This is a genomic window from Panacagrimonas perspica, assembly GCF_004364935.1.
Lineage (GTDB): Bacteria > Pseudomonadota > Gammaproteobacteria > Nevskiales > Nevskiaceae > Panacagrimonas > Panacagrimonas perspica.
Genome location: NZ_SOBT01000008.1, coordinates 2,170,055 through 2,188,077 on the forward strand (window position 1 = coordinate 2,170,055; position 18,023 = coordinate 2,188,077).

An 18,023-nucleotide genomic window follows, 5' to 3' on the forward strand; every position below is an offset into this window, starting at 1 on the left:
TCAGGCGTACTTCACGCAGACATTGCGCAGCTCGGTGTAGAACTCCAGCGAGTGCACGCCGCCTTCGCGGCCGATGCCGGACTGCTTGCTGCCACCGAACGGCGTGCGCAGGTCGCGCAGGAACCAGCTGTTGATCCAGCACAGGCCGACGTGGATGCGCGTGCCCATGCGCAGGCCGCGCGACAGGTTGGTCGTCCACACCGTCGTGCACAGGCCGTAGGGCGTGTCGTTGGCCAGGTGCACGACTTCGTCTTCCGAGTCGAACGGCGCGATGTGGCAGCAGGGCCCGAAGATCTCCTCGCGCACGACCGTGGCCGTCTCCGGCAGGCCGGTCCAGATCGTCGGCTGCACCCAGGCGCCCTTGCGCAGTTCGTCGGGCATCTGCGGCACGCCACCGCCTGTGACGATCGTCGCGCCTTCCGCGCGCGCCTTGTCGTAGTAGGACAGGACCTTCGCGAGGTGCTCCTGGCTGATCAGCGGGCCGATGCCGGTGCTCTTGTCCTGCGGCAGGCCGGGTTTCATCGCCTCGGCGCGCGACTTCAGCGCGGCGACGAAGCGATCGAAGATCGGGCGCTCGACGTAGACGCGCTCGGTGCCGAGGCATACCTGTCCGCAATTGACGAACGCGGCGCGCGCGATGCCGTCCACGGCCGCGTCGAAATCGGCGTCGGCGAACACGATGCCGGCGTTCTTGCCGCCCAGTTCGAAGGAGACCGGCCGCAGGCCTTTCGAGGCCGCGCCCATGATCGCCTCGCCGGTGCGCGTCTCGCCGGTGAACGTGATCGCGTTGACGTCCCGGTGCGACGTCAGGAACTCGCCGGCCGAGTCGGGACCCAGTCCGTGGACGACGTTGTAGACACCCTTCGGAATGCCGACCGCGTTCATCACTTCGCCGAGCAGGGTCGCCGTGGCCGGCGTCTCCTCGGACGGCTTGACGACGACCGCATTGCCGCAGGCCAGCGCGGGTCCGACCTTCCACGTCATCAGCAGCAGCGGCAGGTTCCACGGGCAGACCACGGCGATGACGCCGCGCGGCACGCGCACCGCGTAGTTCAGCGCGCTGCCGCCATCCGGCGTCGCCATCTCGAACGTCTCGGTCGGCACATTCTTGATGACGTCGGCGAAGACCTTGAAGTTGGCCGCGCCGCGCGGGATGTCGATGTGCGAGGCCAGGCTCACCGGCTTGCCGGTGTCCGCGACTTCGGCCGCGAGGAAGTCGTCGAAGCGCCGCGTGATCTCGTCGGCGACCTTGTAGAGCAGCTCCACGCGCTGCGTGACCGGCATGCGGCCCCAGGGGCCGTCCATCGCGGCGCGCGCAGCCGCGACGGCCGCATCGACTTCCGCGCGGCCGCCTTCGCAGACCTGCCCGATCAGCGAGCCGTCGACCGGATTGCGGTTCTCGAACGTCCTGCCGCTCTTCGACGCGACGAACGCGCCGTCGATGAAGTGACGGAATTCGCGCGTCTCCGTATGCGGAGTCGAGCGCGCGCTCGAGGGACTCTTCAGATCATTTGCCACGTCGTTCATCCTTCGGCGCCGATCGCGGCCAGACCCGCTCGTGCGCACTGTTCGTCCTGTTCTTCGGAGCCGCCCGACACGCCGATGGCGCCGAGCAGTTCCCCCTGCACTCTCAGCGGCAGACCGCCGCCGAATGCGACCAGCCGCGGCCTGCGCGGCAGCCCGTCGCGCGCGGCCTTCGAAAGCCCTTCCAGCGCACCGCTCCAGGCCGACGTCGGAAACCCGAAACCGGCCGCCGTGTAGGCCTTGTCGATCGCAATCTCGATCGAATGCAGGAAGGCGCCGGGCATGCGCAGGAACGCAGCGAGATTGCCGCCGCTGTCGGCGACCGCCACGTTGATGCGGATGCCGAGCATTTCGGCCTGCCGCACGGCCGCGTCGACGGCGGCGTGTGCGGCCTCCCAGTGCACGACCGACTGAGGTGCTGCTGCGCGCATCAGGTCACCACCGACAGGAAGGCTTCGTTGAGCTTGCGGTCGTGATAGAAGATCGCCGGTCCGAGCTGGTCGTCCGTCCACGTCACCGTGGGCTTGTCCGGGTAGTAGATGTAGCCGCCGGCGAAGACCTCGTTGCGATTGCCGCTCGGGTCGAAGAAATATATCGTCTCGCCACGCGTGATGCCGTGGCGCGTCGGCCCGAGATCGATCGAGATCTTCCGCTTCGAGATGATGTCGGCGGCCTTGAGCACCTCGTACCAGTTGTCGAGCAGGAACGAGGCGTGGTGGAACTTGTTCTTCATCGGCTGGCGGATGAAGGCCACGTCGTGGACCTTGTTCGAGCAGGACAGGAACGCGGCGATCCGGAACTTCTCCGGTCCTGCAACGACTTCTTCCGCGAGCCCGAAGCCCAGCACCTCGGTGAACAGCTTCACCGTGCCATCCAGATCGTCGCCGTACAGCAGGCAGTGATCGAAGCGCGACGGCGCCATGCCCTTGAGACCATCCGGCCAGGGCTCCGGGTTCAGATAGCCGGTGGAGCAGCCCGTCGCATCCTTCTGCGCATACAGCTCCATCACGTGGCCGGTCGGGATCGTGAAGCGGAAGCGCTTGCCGGTGTGCGGGTGCTCGCCGGCCGCGATCCAGCTCGTGTCGGTGACGAGCCCGGAGTTCTTCACATCGCCGGCCAGGCGTTCGAGCGTCGCGGCCGAATCCACCTTCCAGCCCATGTAGTCCATGCCGGCCTCGTCGGCCTGGCGCAGGACCACGCTGTGGTGATCGGCCTCGTCCCAGGCCTTGAAGAAGACGCGGCCCTTGTCGTCGCGCGCCACCTCGATCAGACCCAGCGCGTCGGTGTAATGCGCGACCGCCTTGTCCAGATCCATCACGCGCAGGACCACGTGCCCCGGTCGAAGTACGCCTGTGAGTGCCATGGGTCTCTTCTCCTCGTTCAGTTGTTGGTCTGCGACGCTGCGCCTTGCAGGCCGTAGACGTGAAAGCCGCCCGCCGATCCGGCGAAGCAGCGCGCCATCTTTCCCACCACCTGCAACCGCAGATCGCCTTCCGCGAACAACTTGCAGGCGAGCGCGTAGCCGTCGGACTGCTCGTCGACGCTGACGCAGGCGCGGCTCATCGCACCGGTGCGATACGGTCCTTCGACGACGCGCACCTTGCAGATCCCGCAGCCGCCGCCGCGGCAGCCGACCGGAATGCCCTTGCGACCCAGGCATTCCATGGCGCGCAGCACGTCGAGGTCCGCGGGGCAACCGAAGCTCTCGCTGCCATTCACGATCTCGATGCGATGTTTCATCGCCTGCGTCACAGCGCGCGGAACAGCGGGCTGCGCGCCAGCGCACTGGCGCCATCGGCCGAGGTCAGGAACTTCTCGGTGAAGATGTCGCGCTCGAACAGGCGGCCCTGCATCAGGCTGCGGATGCAGGCCTCGATCATCACCGGCGGACCGCACAGGTACGCGCGGTGACCGCGGAAGTCGTTGCCGAACTTCGCGATGGCGGCGTCGTGCACGAAACCCTTGAAACCGGTCCACGCACAAGCCTCGGTCGGCTCGTTCAGCGCGGGGACGTAGTGGAAGTTCGGGTGCTTTTCGGCGAGCGCGACGAACTCGTCGTGGTAGTACAGCTCGCCCCGATTGCGCGCGCCGTAGACCAGCGTGATGTCGCGCGTCTCGCCGTTGTCCAGCAGGTCCAGAATCATCGAGCGCGGGCTCGACAGGCCCGAGCCGCCCGCCATGAAGATCAGCGGCTGCGGGTCCGACGAGCGCACGAAGAAGCGGCCGAGCGGACCGGAGAAGCGAATCTCGTCGCCCACTTTCAGCTCGTCGTGCATCCAGCCGGTGCCCTTGCCGTTGGGCACGCGACGCACGTTGAGTTCGATGCGGCCTTTCTCGCCGGGCCGGTTGGCCAGCGAGAACGCACGCGGCTGATCGAGGCCCGGTACCTGCACCTGTACGTACTGGCCGGCCTGGAACTCGACGCCCTCGCCGCCCACGTCGACATGGATGCCCTTGATCGTCGGTGACAGGTCGACGATCGCGGACACCGTGCCGCGGAAATCGCGGACGGGGTGATGCCGCGCATCCGGATCCTCGTCTACATCGGCCTCGATCGTGACGTCGGACTGCAAGGTCGCACAGCAGGCCAGCGCCTTGCGCTCGTCGCGCTCGAAATCCATCAGCGCGAACGGCGACGCGGCGCCGTGCTCGATCTCGCCGTCGACGATCTGCACCTTGCAGGTCGCGCACAGGCCGTGACAGCAGGCGTGCGGCAGCCACACGCCGGCCCGCAGGCAGGCGTCGAGGATCGTCTGGCCCTCTTCCGCCTCGACGGTCTGGCCCAACGGCTCGATGGTGATCTGGTAGCTCATCGTCGCCAGGCGCTCAGCTGCACGAACCCTTGATGCCGGTCAGCCCCGGCGTGCGGAAGCGCAGCGAGGCCTTGTGGCCCAGTCCGTTGTCGGCAAGGCTCTTCGACAGGTCCGGCGTGAACGGCTGCGACGACGAGAACCACTCGACCTTGCTCCAGTCGATCGCCGATGCATCCGGGTGGGCGGCGTACAGGTCGGGAATGATCTGCGCGGTCAGCGCGCCGAACGGCAACGTCGGCGGCACCGGGATGCACAGCGGTGCGCAGAACATCAGGTGGTCCTCCCAGCCGATGTACAGCAACTGCTGACCGTGGAAATTCTCGACCCGATCCTTGATCTCGCCGGTGTAGCCGGGCTTGAGGGCGACGACGCTCATGTGATTTCTTCTGGCGTGGCTTCAGATCGAGACACCGGGCTTGCCGGTCCACTGTTCCCAGTGCTTCTTGTCCTCGGAATCCAGGTACTCGCCGCCGTCCTTGCCCACGTTGAAGTTGTAGTACTTGAGGACCTCGAGCAGCGGATCGAAGCCGGGCGCCGTCGGGTCCGTTCCCGGCCGGAAGCAGTTGCCCTGGTAGACCTGGTGCACCGGCAGCCAGCTCTGCACGTACTTCTCCGGCTCGAAGTCGAAGATGTCCTTGCAGCCGTCCGAGCAGAAGTGGAACTTGTTGTCGCGGTAGTGCGACTCGCGGTAGCAGATCTTCGTGGGGTCGTCCGGCTCGGTGAACCCCATCGGGATCTGGCAGGTCTGGCACAGCATCGGCAGCGTCTTGTTGTAGAAGCGCTCGCCCTTCTTCTGCTGATCGCGCCAGTACTCGAAACGCGGGCGATAGTGCTTGTCGAACGTCGCCGGGTACTTCTCCGACAGCCACTTCATCTCGCCCTCTTCCGGCACCCAGGTGTGGAAGCCGGCCGCGTGCGTGTAGTTGTAGAAGATGCCCCAGGTCTCGTGCGACAGGCGATCCTTCTCCTTGGCCGCGACGTCGTGGTACTTGGGCATGCGCACGCCGTAGCGCGCCAGGTCGTTGAACAGCGCACCGCCGTTCTGCTCGAAGTACATGCCCCAGGCTTCCGACCAGCTCATGACGCGCTTGGGCAGCATGTAATCCATCATCATCGCCACCAGCGCCAGCAGCCGGTAGCCGCGCCAGAACCACTTGTCGAGCCAGCGCTGCACGATCGGCAGGTTGGCCGGATCCTGTTCGAGGATGAACTTCACCACCTCCAGGCCCAGCGTCATGTGGCGTGACTCGTCCGACTGCGCGGAGAAGCCGAACGTCACCGTCGCCATGTCGCCGTTGAACGCCGCGCCGCTCATGAACGGCATGAACAGCAGGTTGGTCAGCACGTACTCGAACGAGAACGAGATCGCGGTGACGAACTCGAACGGCCCCGCCGTCATCGCATCCTCGAAGTAGGACTTCGGGACCGACAGGTACCAGACCCGATCGAACATGTGGATCGGGTCATGCATGCCGTGGAAGAACTTGTTGTAGTGGCTGATCGTGTGCGCCTGCGTCTGCGCGTGGCGCAGCTCGTCGATCGCCTGCATCTGCGCGGCGATGCTCGCACCGGCACCCTTGAAGTTGCGGCCCGCCATCGCGAAACCGCGGTGCGCGCCGTATTCCAGCGGGCTCACGCCGGTCAGGAACAGCTTCAGCGTGTTGATGTAGCGCGCGTCGCTGACGTTGAACTGGCCGTTGTTCTGCTGGAACGCATCGACGATGGCGTAGAGCTTGCGCTCCTTCTCACCCTGGTACTTCCAGTAGGCGTCCATCGTCAGACGGAACGGGTCCTCCCACTTGTCCCAGTCGTGGATCTTGATGCCTTCGAAGTCGCACTGCGGAAACACCTTGTCCATCGACTCGTAGCTGGTCTCCCAGCCCAGTCCGCGCGTGAGCAGCGCGTAGTTTTCCTTGAGGCTGAGTTTCTTCGGCGGCTTTCCGCTGATGGGCATGTTCATTCGATCGCTCCTTGCGTACGTCTTGTTTTCTAGTTGCCCCAATGCAGGACGAACTCGTCTTCCGACTCTTCGATGTTTCCGGACAGCGAGATCAGGTTCAGGTGCAGCTCGCGCAGGTCGAAGTCGCGACCGATGCGCTCCTCGATCGATTCGCGCCGCACGACCAGCCGCCCCGGTGCATCGACTTTCACCATCGCCGGGAATCGCGCGACGGTGGCGGCCGCGTTGTCGTGCGTGATGGCTTCGACGATCGCGCGCGTGTCGTCGTTGGTCTGGAACGCGATGAAGACGGAGTCGGTCATGACGCTTTTCCGGTGGAACCGACACCGAGCTTGGTCAGTCGGGCCTCCAGCGTGGCTTCGACCTTCGCGAGCGCGCCGGCCGCGTCTTCGCCGAACAGCTCGGCCGCGTAAGCACCCAGCGCTTCCATGATCTCGCTGTGTGATTCGGCGATCCATCCACGCAGTCGTTCGGCATTCGCCGGCGATTCGGCCGCGGCTGTCTTGATCGTCGCGTCGACCCAGCGCGAGCTCTCGTCGAACCACGTGGTCATGAACTCGGTCAGCAGGCTCAGCGCCGGGCCGTGCTGCGCCGAGATCCGCGGCTCGAACTGGCGGAACACCAGCGGATGCAGCAGGCCGTCCAGCACGAGGTTCTGCTTGACGAACAGCTCGAACCAGTCGCGACAGATCATCATCCGTTCCATCAGGCGCCGCAGCGGCTGCCAGGCGGCGTGTTCCATCCACAGCGTCTTGGCGTGCGCCAGCGACTCTCCGCTGTTGCCGTCGAGCAGCAGGCCGATGCGGCTCAGGTACTGCGCGAGGCCCAGCCGGTCCATGCCGTGGAACATCGTGGCCTGCGTGATCGCCGTTCCGTAGCCGTAGGCGGTGACGAAGCAGTTGTTGAGGTTGGCGCCCCACTCGAGATGCCGCATCGGCACCAGCGCGAAGATCACCGCGTTGCGGATCTCCTGCGGCAGATCGCGCAGCAGGCCGCGCTTGTCGACGAACTCGAGGCTCTTCTCCATCGTCTCCTGCTGGCGGGAGCGCACGATGGTGTAGCTGCCGTAGTAGTACTGGCGCGGGTCCTTGAACGCGTACCAGTCCTTCATCTCGATCTGCGTACGGCGTACGTCGTACAGCTCGCGCTCCGGTTCCCACAGCGGGCGGTAATGGAAGTTGGCCGTGGACTGCAGGTTGAGGCTCGCCTCCTGGTAGCGCGATGCGGGCTTGTCGCTCCCGAGATGGCGCGCCACATGGGAGAACGTCTCGCGAAGCTGGACCACCGACGTGGTCTTGATGTCGACTTGCATGGGGCTCCTCAGTCTTGCTGTCCGGGCGCACCGAAGCGCCACTTGGATTTCTCGAAATCGATGTCCTCGGCCTGCTCGCGCGTCAGGTAGGTCACGGCCTGGGTGCGGCAGAACTCCTGGTACGCGCGCAGCGGCAACGTCAGCTCCACCGCCAGTTCCGGGTCTCCGATGGCGAAGTCGAACTGCACGTAGCCGCGCGCATCGAGCTCGCGATAGCGGACGTATCGGCGATCGACATCGAACACGGGCTTGCGTGGCGGCAACTGATGGAGCGACACCGTTTCTCCTCCGGCGGTGAACAGGACGCGTCGCCGGGGTGCTGCTTGGTCACCCCGATCGAACATGGACGCCTGCTCGTGGAGTGCCGGATTGCACCGGCCATGCCATGCGACGCGATGCCGCACTGCACCATCCTTCAAGCGATTGGCGGGCTGACGATTTCCTCGCTTCGCGCAGCGAAACGTCGCGCGTTTCTGCTTCTTCGCGAACGACGTCGCTTGAATAAATTCAGTGAAAAGCCGAGCCTCGCCGCCGGGCCATTCAATAAAAATCTTCAAACTGATCCCGAGACGGCGCGGCTTCATCGAGGCGAACACGGCGCATCAGACGCTTCGCCGGAATGGCACGAGCCGTGCTCGACCACCGCCCACGACTAGCCGCACGGGTACGTCCCGGCGGTACGCAGGAGGACGATTCATGAAATCAACGATGGGCACGCCGCCAATGCCGGCCTCCGACTGGAAGCCGAGCAGCGCCGCCGTGGACCCGCAGCGCTACCCCGACATCGCCGACCTGATGGCGCGCCTGCACTTCTCGCCGGCGGATGGCCGCATCTGGCTCGACGACCAGCGCATGCAGCTGATCCACACCTCGGCGATGGGCGTGATGCGGCGCGAGCTGATCGAAGGCCTGGGCATCGAACGGGCGCGCGGACTGCTGACGCGCATGGGCTACAACTCCGGCGGCCATGACGCCGAACTCGCGCGTCGGCTGCGTCCGCATGCCGGACTGAGCGACACGTTCGCCGTCGGCCCGCAGCTGCACGCGCTCGAAGGCATCGTTCGCGTCGATCCGCCGGTGCGCCTGGAGATCGACGTCGAGCGCGGTCACTACCTCGGCGAGTTCATCTGGCGCGATTCGTCCGAGGACGAGGAGCACATCCGCAACTATGGCATCGGCGCCGAGCCCGTGTGCTGGATGCAGATCGGCTACGCCTGCGGCTACACCAGCGTGTTCATGGGCCGGCCGATCCTGTTCCGCGAAGTCGAATGCCGCGCCACCGGCCACTCGCATTGCCGCATCGTCGGCAAGCCCGCCGAGGAGTGGAAGGACGCCGAGGACGACATCCGCTTCCTGCGCGCCGAGCCGTTCAGTCGTGGCCTGATCGCCACCACGCGCAAGCCGGCCGAGAAATCGGCGCAGGAGCACCTGGCCTCGATGTTCGAGGACGGCGCCATCGTCGGCGTGTCCACCGGCTTCAACGCGGTCTGCCACATGGTGCGCCGCGTCGCCGATACCAGCGCCACGGTGCTCTTCCTCGGCGAGAGCGGCGTCGGCAAGGAAGTGTTTGCGCGCACGCTGCATCGCAACAGCCCGCGCGCGAACCATCCCTTCGTCGCCATCAACTGCGCCGCGATTCCCGAGAACCTCGTCGAGTCCGAGCTGTTCGGCGTCGAGAAGGGCGCGTTCACCGGCGCCACGGTCTCGCGCGAGGGACGTTTCGAGCGCGCCCACGGCGGCACGCTGTTCCTCGACGAGATCGGCATCCTCGGACTCGCCGCGCAGGGCAAGCTGCTGCGCGCGATCCAGGAAGGCGAGATCGAGCGGGTCGGCGACACCAAGGTGCGGCGCGTCGACGTCCGCCTGGTGGCGGCGACCAACCTGGATCTGCGCGCAGAGGTGAAGGCCGGCCGCTTCCGCGAGGACCTGTACTTCCGCCTCAACGTCGTGCCGGTGAAGGTGCCGCCGCTGCGCGAGCGCCGCGACGACATCCCGATCCTGATGAATCACTTCCTGGCGAAGTATCGCCATCGTCACAAGCGCGATGTCACCGGCTTCACGGCGCGCGCCATCGACGCGCTGCTCAACTACGAACTGCCGGGAAACATCCGCGAGTTGGAGAACATGATCGAGCGCGGCGTGATCCTGGCCCCGAGCCAGGGCGCGATCGACGTCAGCCACCTGTTCATCGGCGGCGAGAACCTGGACAGCGTGTCGTTCGGCCTGAGCGGTGACGGTCGCGTCGGTTCGGGCGGGCGCCTGGACGCGGATGATCGTGCCGCCGCCGGTACCGATCCCGCCGATGTCATCCGTTCGATCGCGGCGCGCTGCGAGAAGATGTTATCGGATGACACCGATGCCGACGCCGTTTCACTCGACGAGATCGAGACCTCACTCGAGAAGGCGCTGCTGCAGAGCGCCATCAAGCGCGCGAACGGAAACCTGTCGGCCGCGGCCCGATCGCTCGGGCTCACACGCTCGCGCCTGGTCTATCGCCTGAACAACCGGGGCATGGCGCCGTTGCCGGAGTGAGTTGGAGACGGCTCCGTCGCCCCCGTAGCCCGGACGAAGTCCGGGGATTGCTCTGCCGCCGAACAAAAGCCCCGGACTGCGTCCGGGCTACGGGGCGCGCCGGCGCGTTCCACCGCACGCGGAATCCGGAGCGTCTCGATCCGTACGCGTAGCCCGGGTGAAACCCGGGATCAACGCCCGGTCTGCGAGGAGAGCCCCGGGTTTCACCCGGGCTACGGCGATCCTCGAAACGGGTGCGATCGTCGCAACCGGCGCATCTCAGTCGCCAGACGCATCCCTGTCCCGCTTCTTGAGCCGATACTCCATCTGCCCGCGCCGCAACCGCAGAAGCCGCGCCGCCGCCGACAGATTCCCGCCCGCGCGTTCCATCGCGCGTTGAACGAACAAGGTCTCGATCTGTTCGAACGAGCTCAGCGACGTCAGCAGTTCGTCGGCCAGCAGCCGCTGCTTCTCGCCGGGGCCCGCATCGGTCTGCGCGGCGCTCGGCACCAGCGCGCCGTGCACGTCGAGATTGAACGACGAAGCCTTGAGCTTCTCCCCGCCGGCGAACAGATGCTGCACATCGATCGCTCCGCCCGGCTCGGCGAGGATGACGGCGCGCTGCACCATGTTCTCCAGCTCGCGCACGTTGCCCGGCCAGTCGTAATCCCATAGCGCGTCATAGGCACGGGCGGTGAGTCCGCCGACCGCCTTCGAGAATCGTGCCCTGTAGCGTTCCAGGAACAGTGCGACCAGCAGCGGGATGTCCTCGCGTCGTTCGCGCAGCGGCGGAATCTCGATCGGGAACACGTTCAGCCGGTAGAAGAGATCCGCCCGAAAGCGGCCCGCCTCCATCTCGGCGCGCAGGTCGCAGTTCGCAGCCGACACGATACGCACGTCCACTTTCAGCACCTGCGAACCGCCCACGCGCTCGATCTCGCGCTCCTGGATCGCACGCAGCACCTTGCCCTGCGCCTGCAGCGACAGGCTATGGATCTCGTCGAGGAACAGCGTTCCGCCTTCGGCGCGCTCGAAGCGGCCGGCGCGTGACCGATCGGCACCGGTGAAGGCGCCCTTCTCGACGCCGAACAACTCGGCCTCGACCAGTTCCGGCGGGATCGCGGCACAGTTGACCGCGATCATCGGCTTGGCCGCCCGCGGGCTGATCGAATGCAGCGCGCGGGCGAACCGTTCCTTGCCGACCCCGCTCTCGCCGCGGAACAACACGGTGGAATCGGTGGGCGCGACGCGCCGCACGAGTCGCGCCACCCCGTTGAAACCCGGCGACACGCCCACGAACTCGCCGAAGGCCGGGTCGAGCGCGGTCTCCGTGGGAGCGGGCGACGGCGTTGCGACGAAGCTGTCGATCTTGAGAAAGCCGATGTCCGCTTCGAGCAGCCCTTCCCATTGCGAAAGTGGCCGCCCGATGACGCGGCATTGCGCGTGACCCATCGCGACGCATTCTACTTCGCGCCAATGGATCGGCATGCCGACGATCGCGGTGGAGCAGCCGCTGGCGTAACCGCTCATGATCCAGCACGCGGGCTCGCCACCGATTCCGATCTGCTGCAGGTGCGCTTCGGCTTCCCATGACGCCGCCCAGATGAAGTCCCCCCAGAACTCGCCGCGTTCGACGTCGAAGCGCATCTCGTCCATCGGCCGCATGCCGACGAAGCCCTCGGTTTCGCGCAGCCGCGGTCCCAGCGCGAGCGCATGGGCAGGATCATCCGGGTAGAGCGCGCGCAGGCGCTGACCGTCCTCGGCGCCCTGCTGGTAGCCCAGGCGCATGAGCATCTCGCGCGCCTTGGCGGTGCCGAGCTGCTCGATGAGTTCACGCCGGAGCTGCGCGAACGAATTCGCGTGCATCAGCAGCATGCGTTGCCCGAAGAGCTGGATGTGACCGGCATCCGGCGAGAAGCGCAGGTGCTCGGCGATCGTCTGCGACAGGCGCGCCGCATCGGCGGTGGCCTTGTCCGGAACGGCACCGGCGCGGCGCGCGCGTGGCTTGGTCCTGGCGGGGTTCTTCGCGGATTTCATGGCGGTCGCCTTCTCGGTTCGGAGCCGAGCTTGCTTTCTCAAATAAAGAATCACAAGCCACGACCACTTCCTGAATTGGATAATTTCCAGTTCGTGCCCGATCAGCCTACCAAGCTATCCGTAAAGTATTCCTCTTCAATATCAGTGTTCTTTTAAGATCAACTCCGCCTGGCAGGCGCCTTGCTATCTCCCCTTCAAAGACTCGCATCGATGAGTCATTTCACAACAAAAGGAGATTCCGATGGACATGCCGACTTTCCCCGTTCGCCCCGAGACCACGTACGACGCCATCGTCGTGGGCGCCGGTTTCGCGGGCCTGTACATGCTCCACCGACTGCGCCAGATGGGTCTCAAGGCGCGCGTCTACGAGGCGGGCGAGAACGTCGGCGGCACCTGGTACTGGAACCGCTATCCCGGCGCAGCCTGCGACATCGAGAGCCTCGAGTACTCGTACTCGTTCGACGAAGCGCTGCAGCAGGAGTGGAAGTGGACCTCGCGCTTCGCACGGCAGCCCGAGATCCTCGCCTACATCAACCACGTCGCCGACCGCTTCGATCTGCGCCGCGACATCCAGTTCGGGACACGCGTCAGTTCGGCGGTGTTCGACGACGCGACACGCTGCTGGAAGGTCGAGACGAATCGCGGCGACGCGGTGACGGCGCGCTTCTGCGTGATGGCGACGGGCTGCCTGTCCGCGCCCAAGCCGATCGAGTATCCGGGGGCCGAGACGTTCCGCGGCCGCATCCTGCGCACGCAGGCCTGGCCGCGCGAAGGCGTCGACTTCACCGGCCTGCGCGTCGGCATCGTCGGCACCGGCTCGACCGGCATCCAGTGCATCCCGATCATCGCCAGCCAGGCCAGGCACCTCACGGTGTTCCAGCGCACACCGAATTTCAGCATCCCGGCCGGCAACGGACCGATGGACCCCGCGTACGAAAAGCAGATCAAGGCGAACTACGGCGAGCTGCGCGCCATCGAGCGCGATTCGGATGTCGGCATCTGCGCACGCCTGCGCCCCGAGACGCGCCGCGCGCTCGACGTCGATGCAAACGAGCGCGAGGCCGAGTACGAACGCCGCTGGACGGCCGGCGGCCTCTACTTCTACGGCAGCTTCGTCGACCTGCTCACCGACAAGGCCGCCAACGACACCATCACCGCCTTCGCGCAGCGCAAGATCCGCGAGAAGATCACCGATCCGAAAGTGGCCGACCTGCTGGTGCCCAAGGACTACCCGTTCGGCGCCAAGCGCATCTGCGCGGACACGGGCTACTACGAGACCTTCAACCGCGACAACGTGTCGCTGGTCGACGTGAAGGCGCAGCCGATCCGCGAGATCACGCCGAACGGACTCAAAGTCGGCGACGACGAGCACGAACTCGACGTGCTGATCTTCGCCACCGGCTTCGACGCGATGACCGGCGCGCTGGCCAGCATCGACATCCGCGGGCGCGACGGCGTGAAGTTCAACGACTGCTGGAAGAACGGCCCGCGCAACCATCTCGGCCTGATGACGTCGGGCTTCCCGAACATGTTCATGACCACCGGCCCGGGCAGTCCGTCGGTGCTCTACAACATGGTGCTCGGCAACGAGTACCACGTGGACTGGATCATGGGCTGCATCACCTACCTGGACCGCAACGGTCGGAGCACGATCGAAGCCACGCCCGAGGCGGAAGCCGACTGGCGCCGCACCGTCGACGACATCGGCAGGCAGACGCTCTTCGCGAACGCGAGTTCCTGGTACATGGGCGACAACGTGCCGGGCAAGCCGAGAGTCGTGCTTCCCTATCTCGGCGGCTTTCGCGCGTACAAGAAGACCTGCGATACCGAGGCCGAAAGCGGTTATCCCGGCTTCGCGATCGCGTGAAGCCGCGGCCGGTCTATTCCGGCAACCCCGCCCTGCGCAGCCCGTCCAGGATCGTGACCAGATGCTCGGGCAGCTGGATCGGCAGCCACTCTCCGATCGTGGAGAGGCGCAGGCTGGGGTCGAGCCGGCGCAGGGTTTCCATCGCGCGCTGCGCCTCGGTCGTGCGACCGGCGAGCGCGTGGCTCGCGGCGAGAATGGCGGCGGCGAGCAGGAAGCTCGGCAATTCGCGGAAGGCCTTCTCGGCCCACGACGACGATGCGTCCAGGCGCCCGAGGAACAGATGCGCCACCGCCATGCCGGCCTGCATCCGGTACTGCTCCGGATCGACGGGGCTCAGGCGCATCGCACGCGAGAAGTAGTCGATCGCCACTTCGGGCTCGCCGTTCCATATCTTGAGAAACCCGCCGAGGAACCACGCAGCCGCGAGGTTCGGATTGAGCATCAGCGCCTTGTCGATCAGGGCGATGCCGCCTGCGATGTCGTTCGCCAGATAGCCCAGCGCGTGACCGCTGCGCGTGAGCGCCACCGCATCGCTCCTGTCCAGCTCCACCGCGCGGCGCGCCAGGCGCGCGCCTTCCGCCATCTCGTGTGATCGATCCGTCATCCAGCCGTTGATCTTGCGCCAGCAGTGGCACCACGCCGCCATCGCGTAGGCCGATGCGAATACAGGATCGATCTCGATGGCCTTGTGCAGCAGCGGCAGGGCCTGCTCGAGGGCGTCGCGCGTACCCTGATGAAGCTTGGCCGTTCCGCGCAGGTAGTAGTCGTAGGCATCCAGGCTTTCGGTCGGCTTGTGGCGCGCGCGTTCGAGTTCGGCGCGCTCGACTTCGGGTGCAATGGCGCCGACGACGCTGGACGTGATCTGGTCCTGCAGTTCGAAGATGTCGTCGAGCACGCCTTCGAAGCGACCCGCCCAGTGATGCGCGCCGGTGGCCGCGTCGATCAGCTGGCCGGTGATGCGCACGCGCTGGTTCGCCGTGCGCCAACTGCCCTCCAGCACGTAGCGCACGCCCAGCTCGCGGCCGACCTGCTTCACGTCCATCGGGCGGCCCTTGTACGTGAAGCTCGAATTGCGCGCGACGACGAACAGCCAGCGATGCCGCGACAGCGCCGCGATGATGTCCTCCACCACGCCATCGGACAGGTAGTCCTGTTCCGGATCGCCGCTGAGATTCACGAACGGCAGCACGGCGATGGAAGGCCGGCTCGGCAACGTCGGCGCAACGGCGACGGCGGCAATGGACGCGACCGGCTCGACGACGGCGGCCTCGACGACGCCCGTCGATGAGCCGGTGTCGCTGACCTCGGCCACGAAACGGAATCCCTTGCGGGCGACGGTGCGGATCACCTGCTGCGCCTGGCCGCTGTCGCCCACCGCCTTGCGCACCGCGTTGATGTGGCTGTCCAGCGTCGACTCCGAGACGATCCGCCCCGCCCAGATCACCTGCATCAGGTCATCGCGGCTGACGACACGCTCGCGGCTCTGCACCAGATAGACCAGCAGATCGAAGACCTGCGGCGGGGTGGCGACGACCTGCGACGCCCGCGCCAGCTCCCGCCGGTCCAGGTCGAGCACGCAGTCGTTGAAAACCAGCGGCATTCAGGGCTCCATGGGGTCCCGGGCGGTCACCAAGGAGAAAACAAGGGAAACCCAAGGGTTCGACAAAGTCTCTCGTTCCGCGAATCCGCATCCTGCTTCCGTCGGTCGCCACAACCCTGATGGGCGACCCGGAATCGAGGAGCGGAACATGAAAATCGTTGTGATCGGTGGTAACGGCCTGATCGGCTCGAACATTGTAAGCAGGCTGCGTTTGAACGGTCACCAGACCGTGGCGGCGTCGCCGCGGACCGGCGTGAACACGGTGACCGGCCAGGGACTGGCCGAGGCACTGGCAGGCGCCCAGGTCGTCGTCGACGTCTCGAATGCACCATCGTTCGAGGACCGGGCGGTGCTGGAATTCTTCGAGACCTCCAGCCGCAACCTGCAGGCCGCCGAGGCGGCCGCCGGCGTCGAGCACCACGTGGCGCTGTCGGTGGTCGGCCTGGAACGGCTGCCGGACAGCGGTTACTTCCGCGCGAAGCTCGCGCAGGAAACGCTGATCAAGGCGTCGAAGATCCCGTACACGCTGCTGCGCGCGACGCAGTTCTTCGAGTTCGTCGAGGCCATCACGAATTCGGGTGTCGACGGCAACGGCTTCCGCCTGTCGCCGGCGCTGATCCAGCCCATCGCCTCGGACGACGTCTGCGCCGTGCTGGCCGATCTCGCGGTGGGCACGCCGGTGAACGGCACCGTCGAGGTGGGCGGCCCGGATCGCTTCCCGCTCGATGAACTGGCGCGCAAGTTCCTGGCGTCGCGCGGCGACAAGCGCGAAGTGATCGCCGATATCCGCGCGGGCTACTTCGGCGCCAAGCTGGACGATCGCTCGCTGGTGACCGATGCCGATGCCCGCATCGGCCCTACCCGTTTCCAGAACTGGCTCAGCCGCGCGTCGGCGGCGACGTCGTGAAATCGGCATCGACCTTGTCGCGCCACGGCCTGCAGGCGAGCGTGGCGCTGTGCGCCGCGCTGCTCGCAGGCTGCGCGGTGGGTCCCGATTTCACGAGGCCCGAGAACGGCCTCGGCGATGTGGTGCTCGCGCCGCGAGAAATGTACGAAGGGTCCAGCGCGCTTTCCAATGTCGCGGTGCCGTCGCAATGGTGGAAGCGGTTCGACGACGCGCTGCTCGCGGAACTGGAAACCCGCGCGCTTGCCGGCAATCTCGATCTGCAGCTCGCCGCCGAGCGGATCGCGCAGAGCCGCGCCCAGCTCGGCATCGCGAACGCGGCGCTGCTGCCGGATCTGGCCGGCGGCGCCAGCTATGCACGCGAAGGACTCAGCGAGCACGGCAAGTTTGTCGCGCTGGGCGCACCGAGTGCGCCCAGCGATTTCTGGCAACTGGGTTTCGACGCGAGCTGGGAGATCGACCTGTGGGGCCGTGCGCGCCGCGCCCGCGAAGGCGCGGCGGCGAGCGTCGAGGCCACGCAGTACGACCGTCACGCGGCACAGGTGGCCGTGTCGGCCGAAGTGGCGCGAACCTACCTGCAGTTGCGCGGTGTGCAGGCGCAGCTCGACATCGCCGGGCAGAACCTGGACCTCGCCGACCACGTCGTGCGCCTGGCCGAAAGCCGCGAGCGCAACGGCGTCGCCACGCGTTTTGAGACCGCCTCCGCCCGCGCACAGCTCGCGACGATCAAGGCGACGATTCCCGAGCTCGCCCGCCAGCGCAACAGTCTGACGAATGCGCTGGCCCTGCTGCTGGGCGAGCCGCCGCGCGCACTCGATGCGCAACTGCGCGACGCCATGCCGCTGCCTTCGCTGCCGCTCGATGTACCCACCGGCGTGGGTTCCGAGCTGGCCCGCCGACGACCGGACATCCTTCGTGCCGAGGCGCGCCTGCACGCCGCCACTGCGGCTGTGGGTGTGGCCCAGGCCGACTTCTATCCGCGCATCGGCCTGCGTGGTCGCATCGGCGTGGAAGCTTTCGAAAGCGGCGATCTGGAGAGCTGGGATTCGCGCTTCTTCTCGGTGGGCCCGACGGTCTACCTGCCGATCTTCCAGGGCGGCCGCCTGACGCAGCGCCTGGTGCTGAACGAATCGCGCCAGCGGGAAGCCGCGCTCGCCTATCGCCAGACGGTGTTGGGCGCCTGGCATGAAGTGGACGACGCCCTCGACGCCTGGTCGGCGCAGCAGGGCGAGCACGCCGACCTGCTGGCTTCGCACGAGCAGAGCGCGCAGGCGATGCACGCGGCCGATCGTGGCTACCAGCAAGGCGCTGCCGATTACCTGAGCGTGCTGACGGCGCAACGCAGCCTGCTGGCCAGCCAGACCCGTCTCAACGACAGCGCGACCCACGCCGCGCTCGTGCTGGTGAATCTCTACAAGTCGCTGGGCGGCGGTTGGGACGCGGACGGCCGATGAACGCCTTCGTCTCCTTGCAGGCGGAAGCCCTCCAGCAGACG

Annotated in this window: 17 protein-coding genes; 5 read left to right on the top strand and 12 right to left on the bottom strand. The window is 66.5% G+C overall.

Features of this window, described 5'->3' with window-relative positions:
* From DFR24_RS09810 to DFR24_RS09855, 10 genes are read right to left on the bottom strand one after another with little or no spacing between them, the layout of a single operon-like run.
* Complete coding sequence (locus DFR24_RS09810) at positions 1-1,527, bottom strand: 2-hydroxymuconic semialdehyde dehydrogenase (RefSeq protein ID WP_133881081.1); 1,527 nt, start codon at positions 1,525-1,527, stop codon at positions 1-3.
* Complete coding sequence (locus DFR24_RS09815; protein WP_133881082.1) at positions 1,524-1,955, bottom strand: GlcG/HbpS family heme-binding protein; 432 nt, start codon at positions 1,953-1,955, stop codon at positions 1,524-1,526. The genes DFR24_RS09810 and DFR24_RS09815 overlap by 4 nt, the downstream gene beginning before the upstream one ends.
* Positions 1,955-2,887: a catechol 2,3-dioxygenase gene (locus DFR24_RS09820; protein ID WP_133881083.1), complete on the bottom strand. Its 933-nt coding sequence runs from the start codon at positions 2,885-2,887 to the stop codon at positions 1,955-1,957. Before DFR24_RS09820 ends, DFR24_RS09815 begins: the two co-directional genes overlap by 1 nt.
* Positions 2,888-2,904: 17 nt before the next feature.
* Positions 2,905-3,264, bottom strand: coding sequence for a 2Fe-2S iron-sulfur cluster-binding protein (locus DFR24_RS09825; protein ID WP_133881084.1), 360 nt, complete (start codon positions 3,262-3,264; stop codon positions 2,905-2,907).
* 8 nt (positions 3,265-3,272) lie between these two features.
* Positions 3,273-4,337, bottom strand: coding sequence for an NADH:ubiquinone reductase (Na(+)-transporting) subunit F (locus tag DFR24_RS09830; RefSeq protein WP_133881085.1), 1,065 nt, complete (start codon positions 4,335-4,337; stop codon positions 3,273-3,275).
* Positions 4,338-4,350: 13 nt separating this feature from the next.
* On the bottom strand, positions 4,351-4,713 hold the full coding sequence (locus tag DFR24_RS09835) for a phenol hydroxylase subunit P4 (RefSeq protein WP_133881086.1): 363 nt from the start codon (positions 4,711-4,713) through the stop codon (positions 4,351-4,353).
* 21 nt (positions 4,714-4,734) lie between these two features.
* Complete coding sequence (locus DFR24_RS09840) at positions 4,735-6,297, bottom strand: aromatic/alkene/methane monooxygenase hydroxylase/oxygenase subunit alpha (RefSeq protein ID WP_133881087.1); 1,563 nt, start codon at positions 6,295-6,297, stop codon at positions 4,735-4,737.
* A gap of 29 nt (positions 6,298-6,326) precedes the next feature.
* Positions 6,327-6,599 carry an MmoB/DmpM family protein gene (locus DFR24_RS09845; RefSeq protein ID WP_133881088.1) on the bottom strand — a complete coding sequence of 91 codons (273 nt, stop codon included), beginning with the start codon at positions 6,597-6,599 and terminating at the stop codon, positions 6,327-6,329.
* Complete coding sequence (locus DFR24_RS09850) at positions 6,596-7,609, bottom strand: aromatic/alkene monooxygenase hydroxylase subunit beta (protein ID WP_133881089.1); 1,014 nt, start codon at positions 7,607-7,609, stop codon at positions 6,596-6,598. Before DFR24_RS09850 ends, DFR24_RS09845 begins: the two co-directional genes overlap by 4 nt.
* Positions 7,610-7,617: 8 nt before the next feature.
* The gene (locus DFR24_RS09855; RefSeq protein WP_210772293.1) at positions 7,618-7,887 is read right to left on the bottom strand and encodes a phenol hydroxylase subunit; all 270 of its coding nucleotides are present in this window, start codon (positions 7,885-7,887) and stop codon (positions 7,618-7,620) included.
* Positions 7,888-7,932: 45 nt separating this feature from the next.
* Here DFR24_RS09855 and DFR24_RS24400 point away from each other — a divergent pair, with 45 nt between their 5' ends.
* Entirely contained in the window at positions 7,933-8,265 is a 333-nt protein-coding gene (locus DFR24_RS24400; RefSeq protein ID WP_162850941.1) for a hypothetical protein, read from the top strand.
* Positions 8,266-8,305: 40 nt separating this feature from the next.
* Positions 8,306-10,141 (top strand): sigma-54-dependent Fis family transcriptional regulator, encoded by a 1,836-nt coding sequence (locus tag DFR24_RS09860; protein ID WP_246051578.1) that lies wholly within the window; start codon positions 8,306-8,308, stop codon positions 10,139-10,141.
* Between the two features lie 258 nt (positions 10,142-10,399).
* Here the strand turns inward: DFR24_RS09860 and DFR24_RS09865 are convergent, their stop codons facing one another.
* A complete protein-coding gene (locus DFR24_RS09865) occupies positions 10,400-12,157 on the bottom strand; it encodes a sigma-54-dependent Fis family transcriptional regulator (RefSeq protein WP_133881090.1) in 1,758 nt (585 codons plus the stop codon).
* A 241-nt stretch (positions 12,158-12,398) separates the two neighbouring features.
* On the opposite strand from DFR24_RS09865, the gene DFR24_RS09870 reads away from it, so the two are divergent.
* The gene (locus tag DFR24_RS09870) at positions 12,399-14,024 is read left to right on the top strand and encodes a flavin-containing monooxygenase (RefSeq protein WP_133881091.1); all 1,626 of its coding nucleotides are present in this window, start codon (positions 12,399-12,401) and stop codon (positions 14,022-14,024) included.
* Between the two features lie 13 nt (positions 14,025-14,037).
* Here DFR24_RS09870 and DFR24_RS09875 read toward each other — a convergent pair whose 3' ends face one another.
* Entirely contained in the window at positions 14,038-15,624 is a 1,587-nt protein-coding gene (locus tag DFR24_RS09875) for a winged helix-turn-helix domain-containing tetratricopeptide repeat protein (protein ID WP_133881092.1), read from the bottom strand.
* A gap of 148 nt (positions 15,625-15,772) precedes the next feature.
* On the opposite strand from DFR24_RS09875, the gene DFR24_RS09880 reads away from it, so the two are divergent.
* Positions 15,773-16,531, top strand: coding sequence for an SDR family oxidoreductase (locus tag DFR24_RS09880; RefSeq protein ID WP_133881093.1), 759 nt, complete (start codon positions 15,773-15,775; stop codon positions 16,529-16,531).
* 29 nt (positions 16,532-16,560) lie between these two features.
* Positions 16,561-17,982, top strand: a complete 1,422-nt coding sequence (locus DFR24_RS09885; RefSeq protein ID WP_407075119.1) for an efflux transporter outer membrane subunit — start codon at positions 16,561-16,563, stop codon at positions 17,980-17,982.
* The last annotated feature ends 41 nt before the right edge of the window (positions 17,983-18,023 follow it).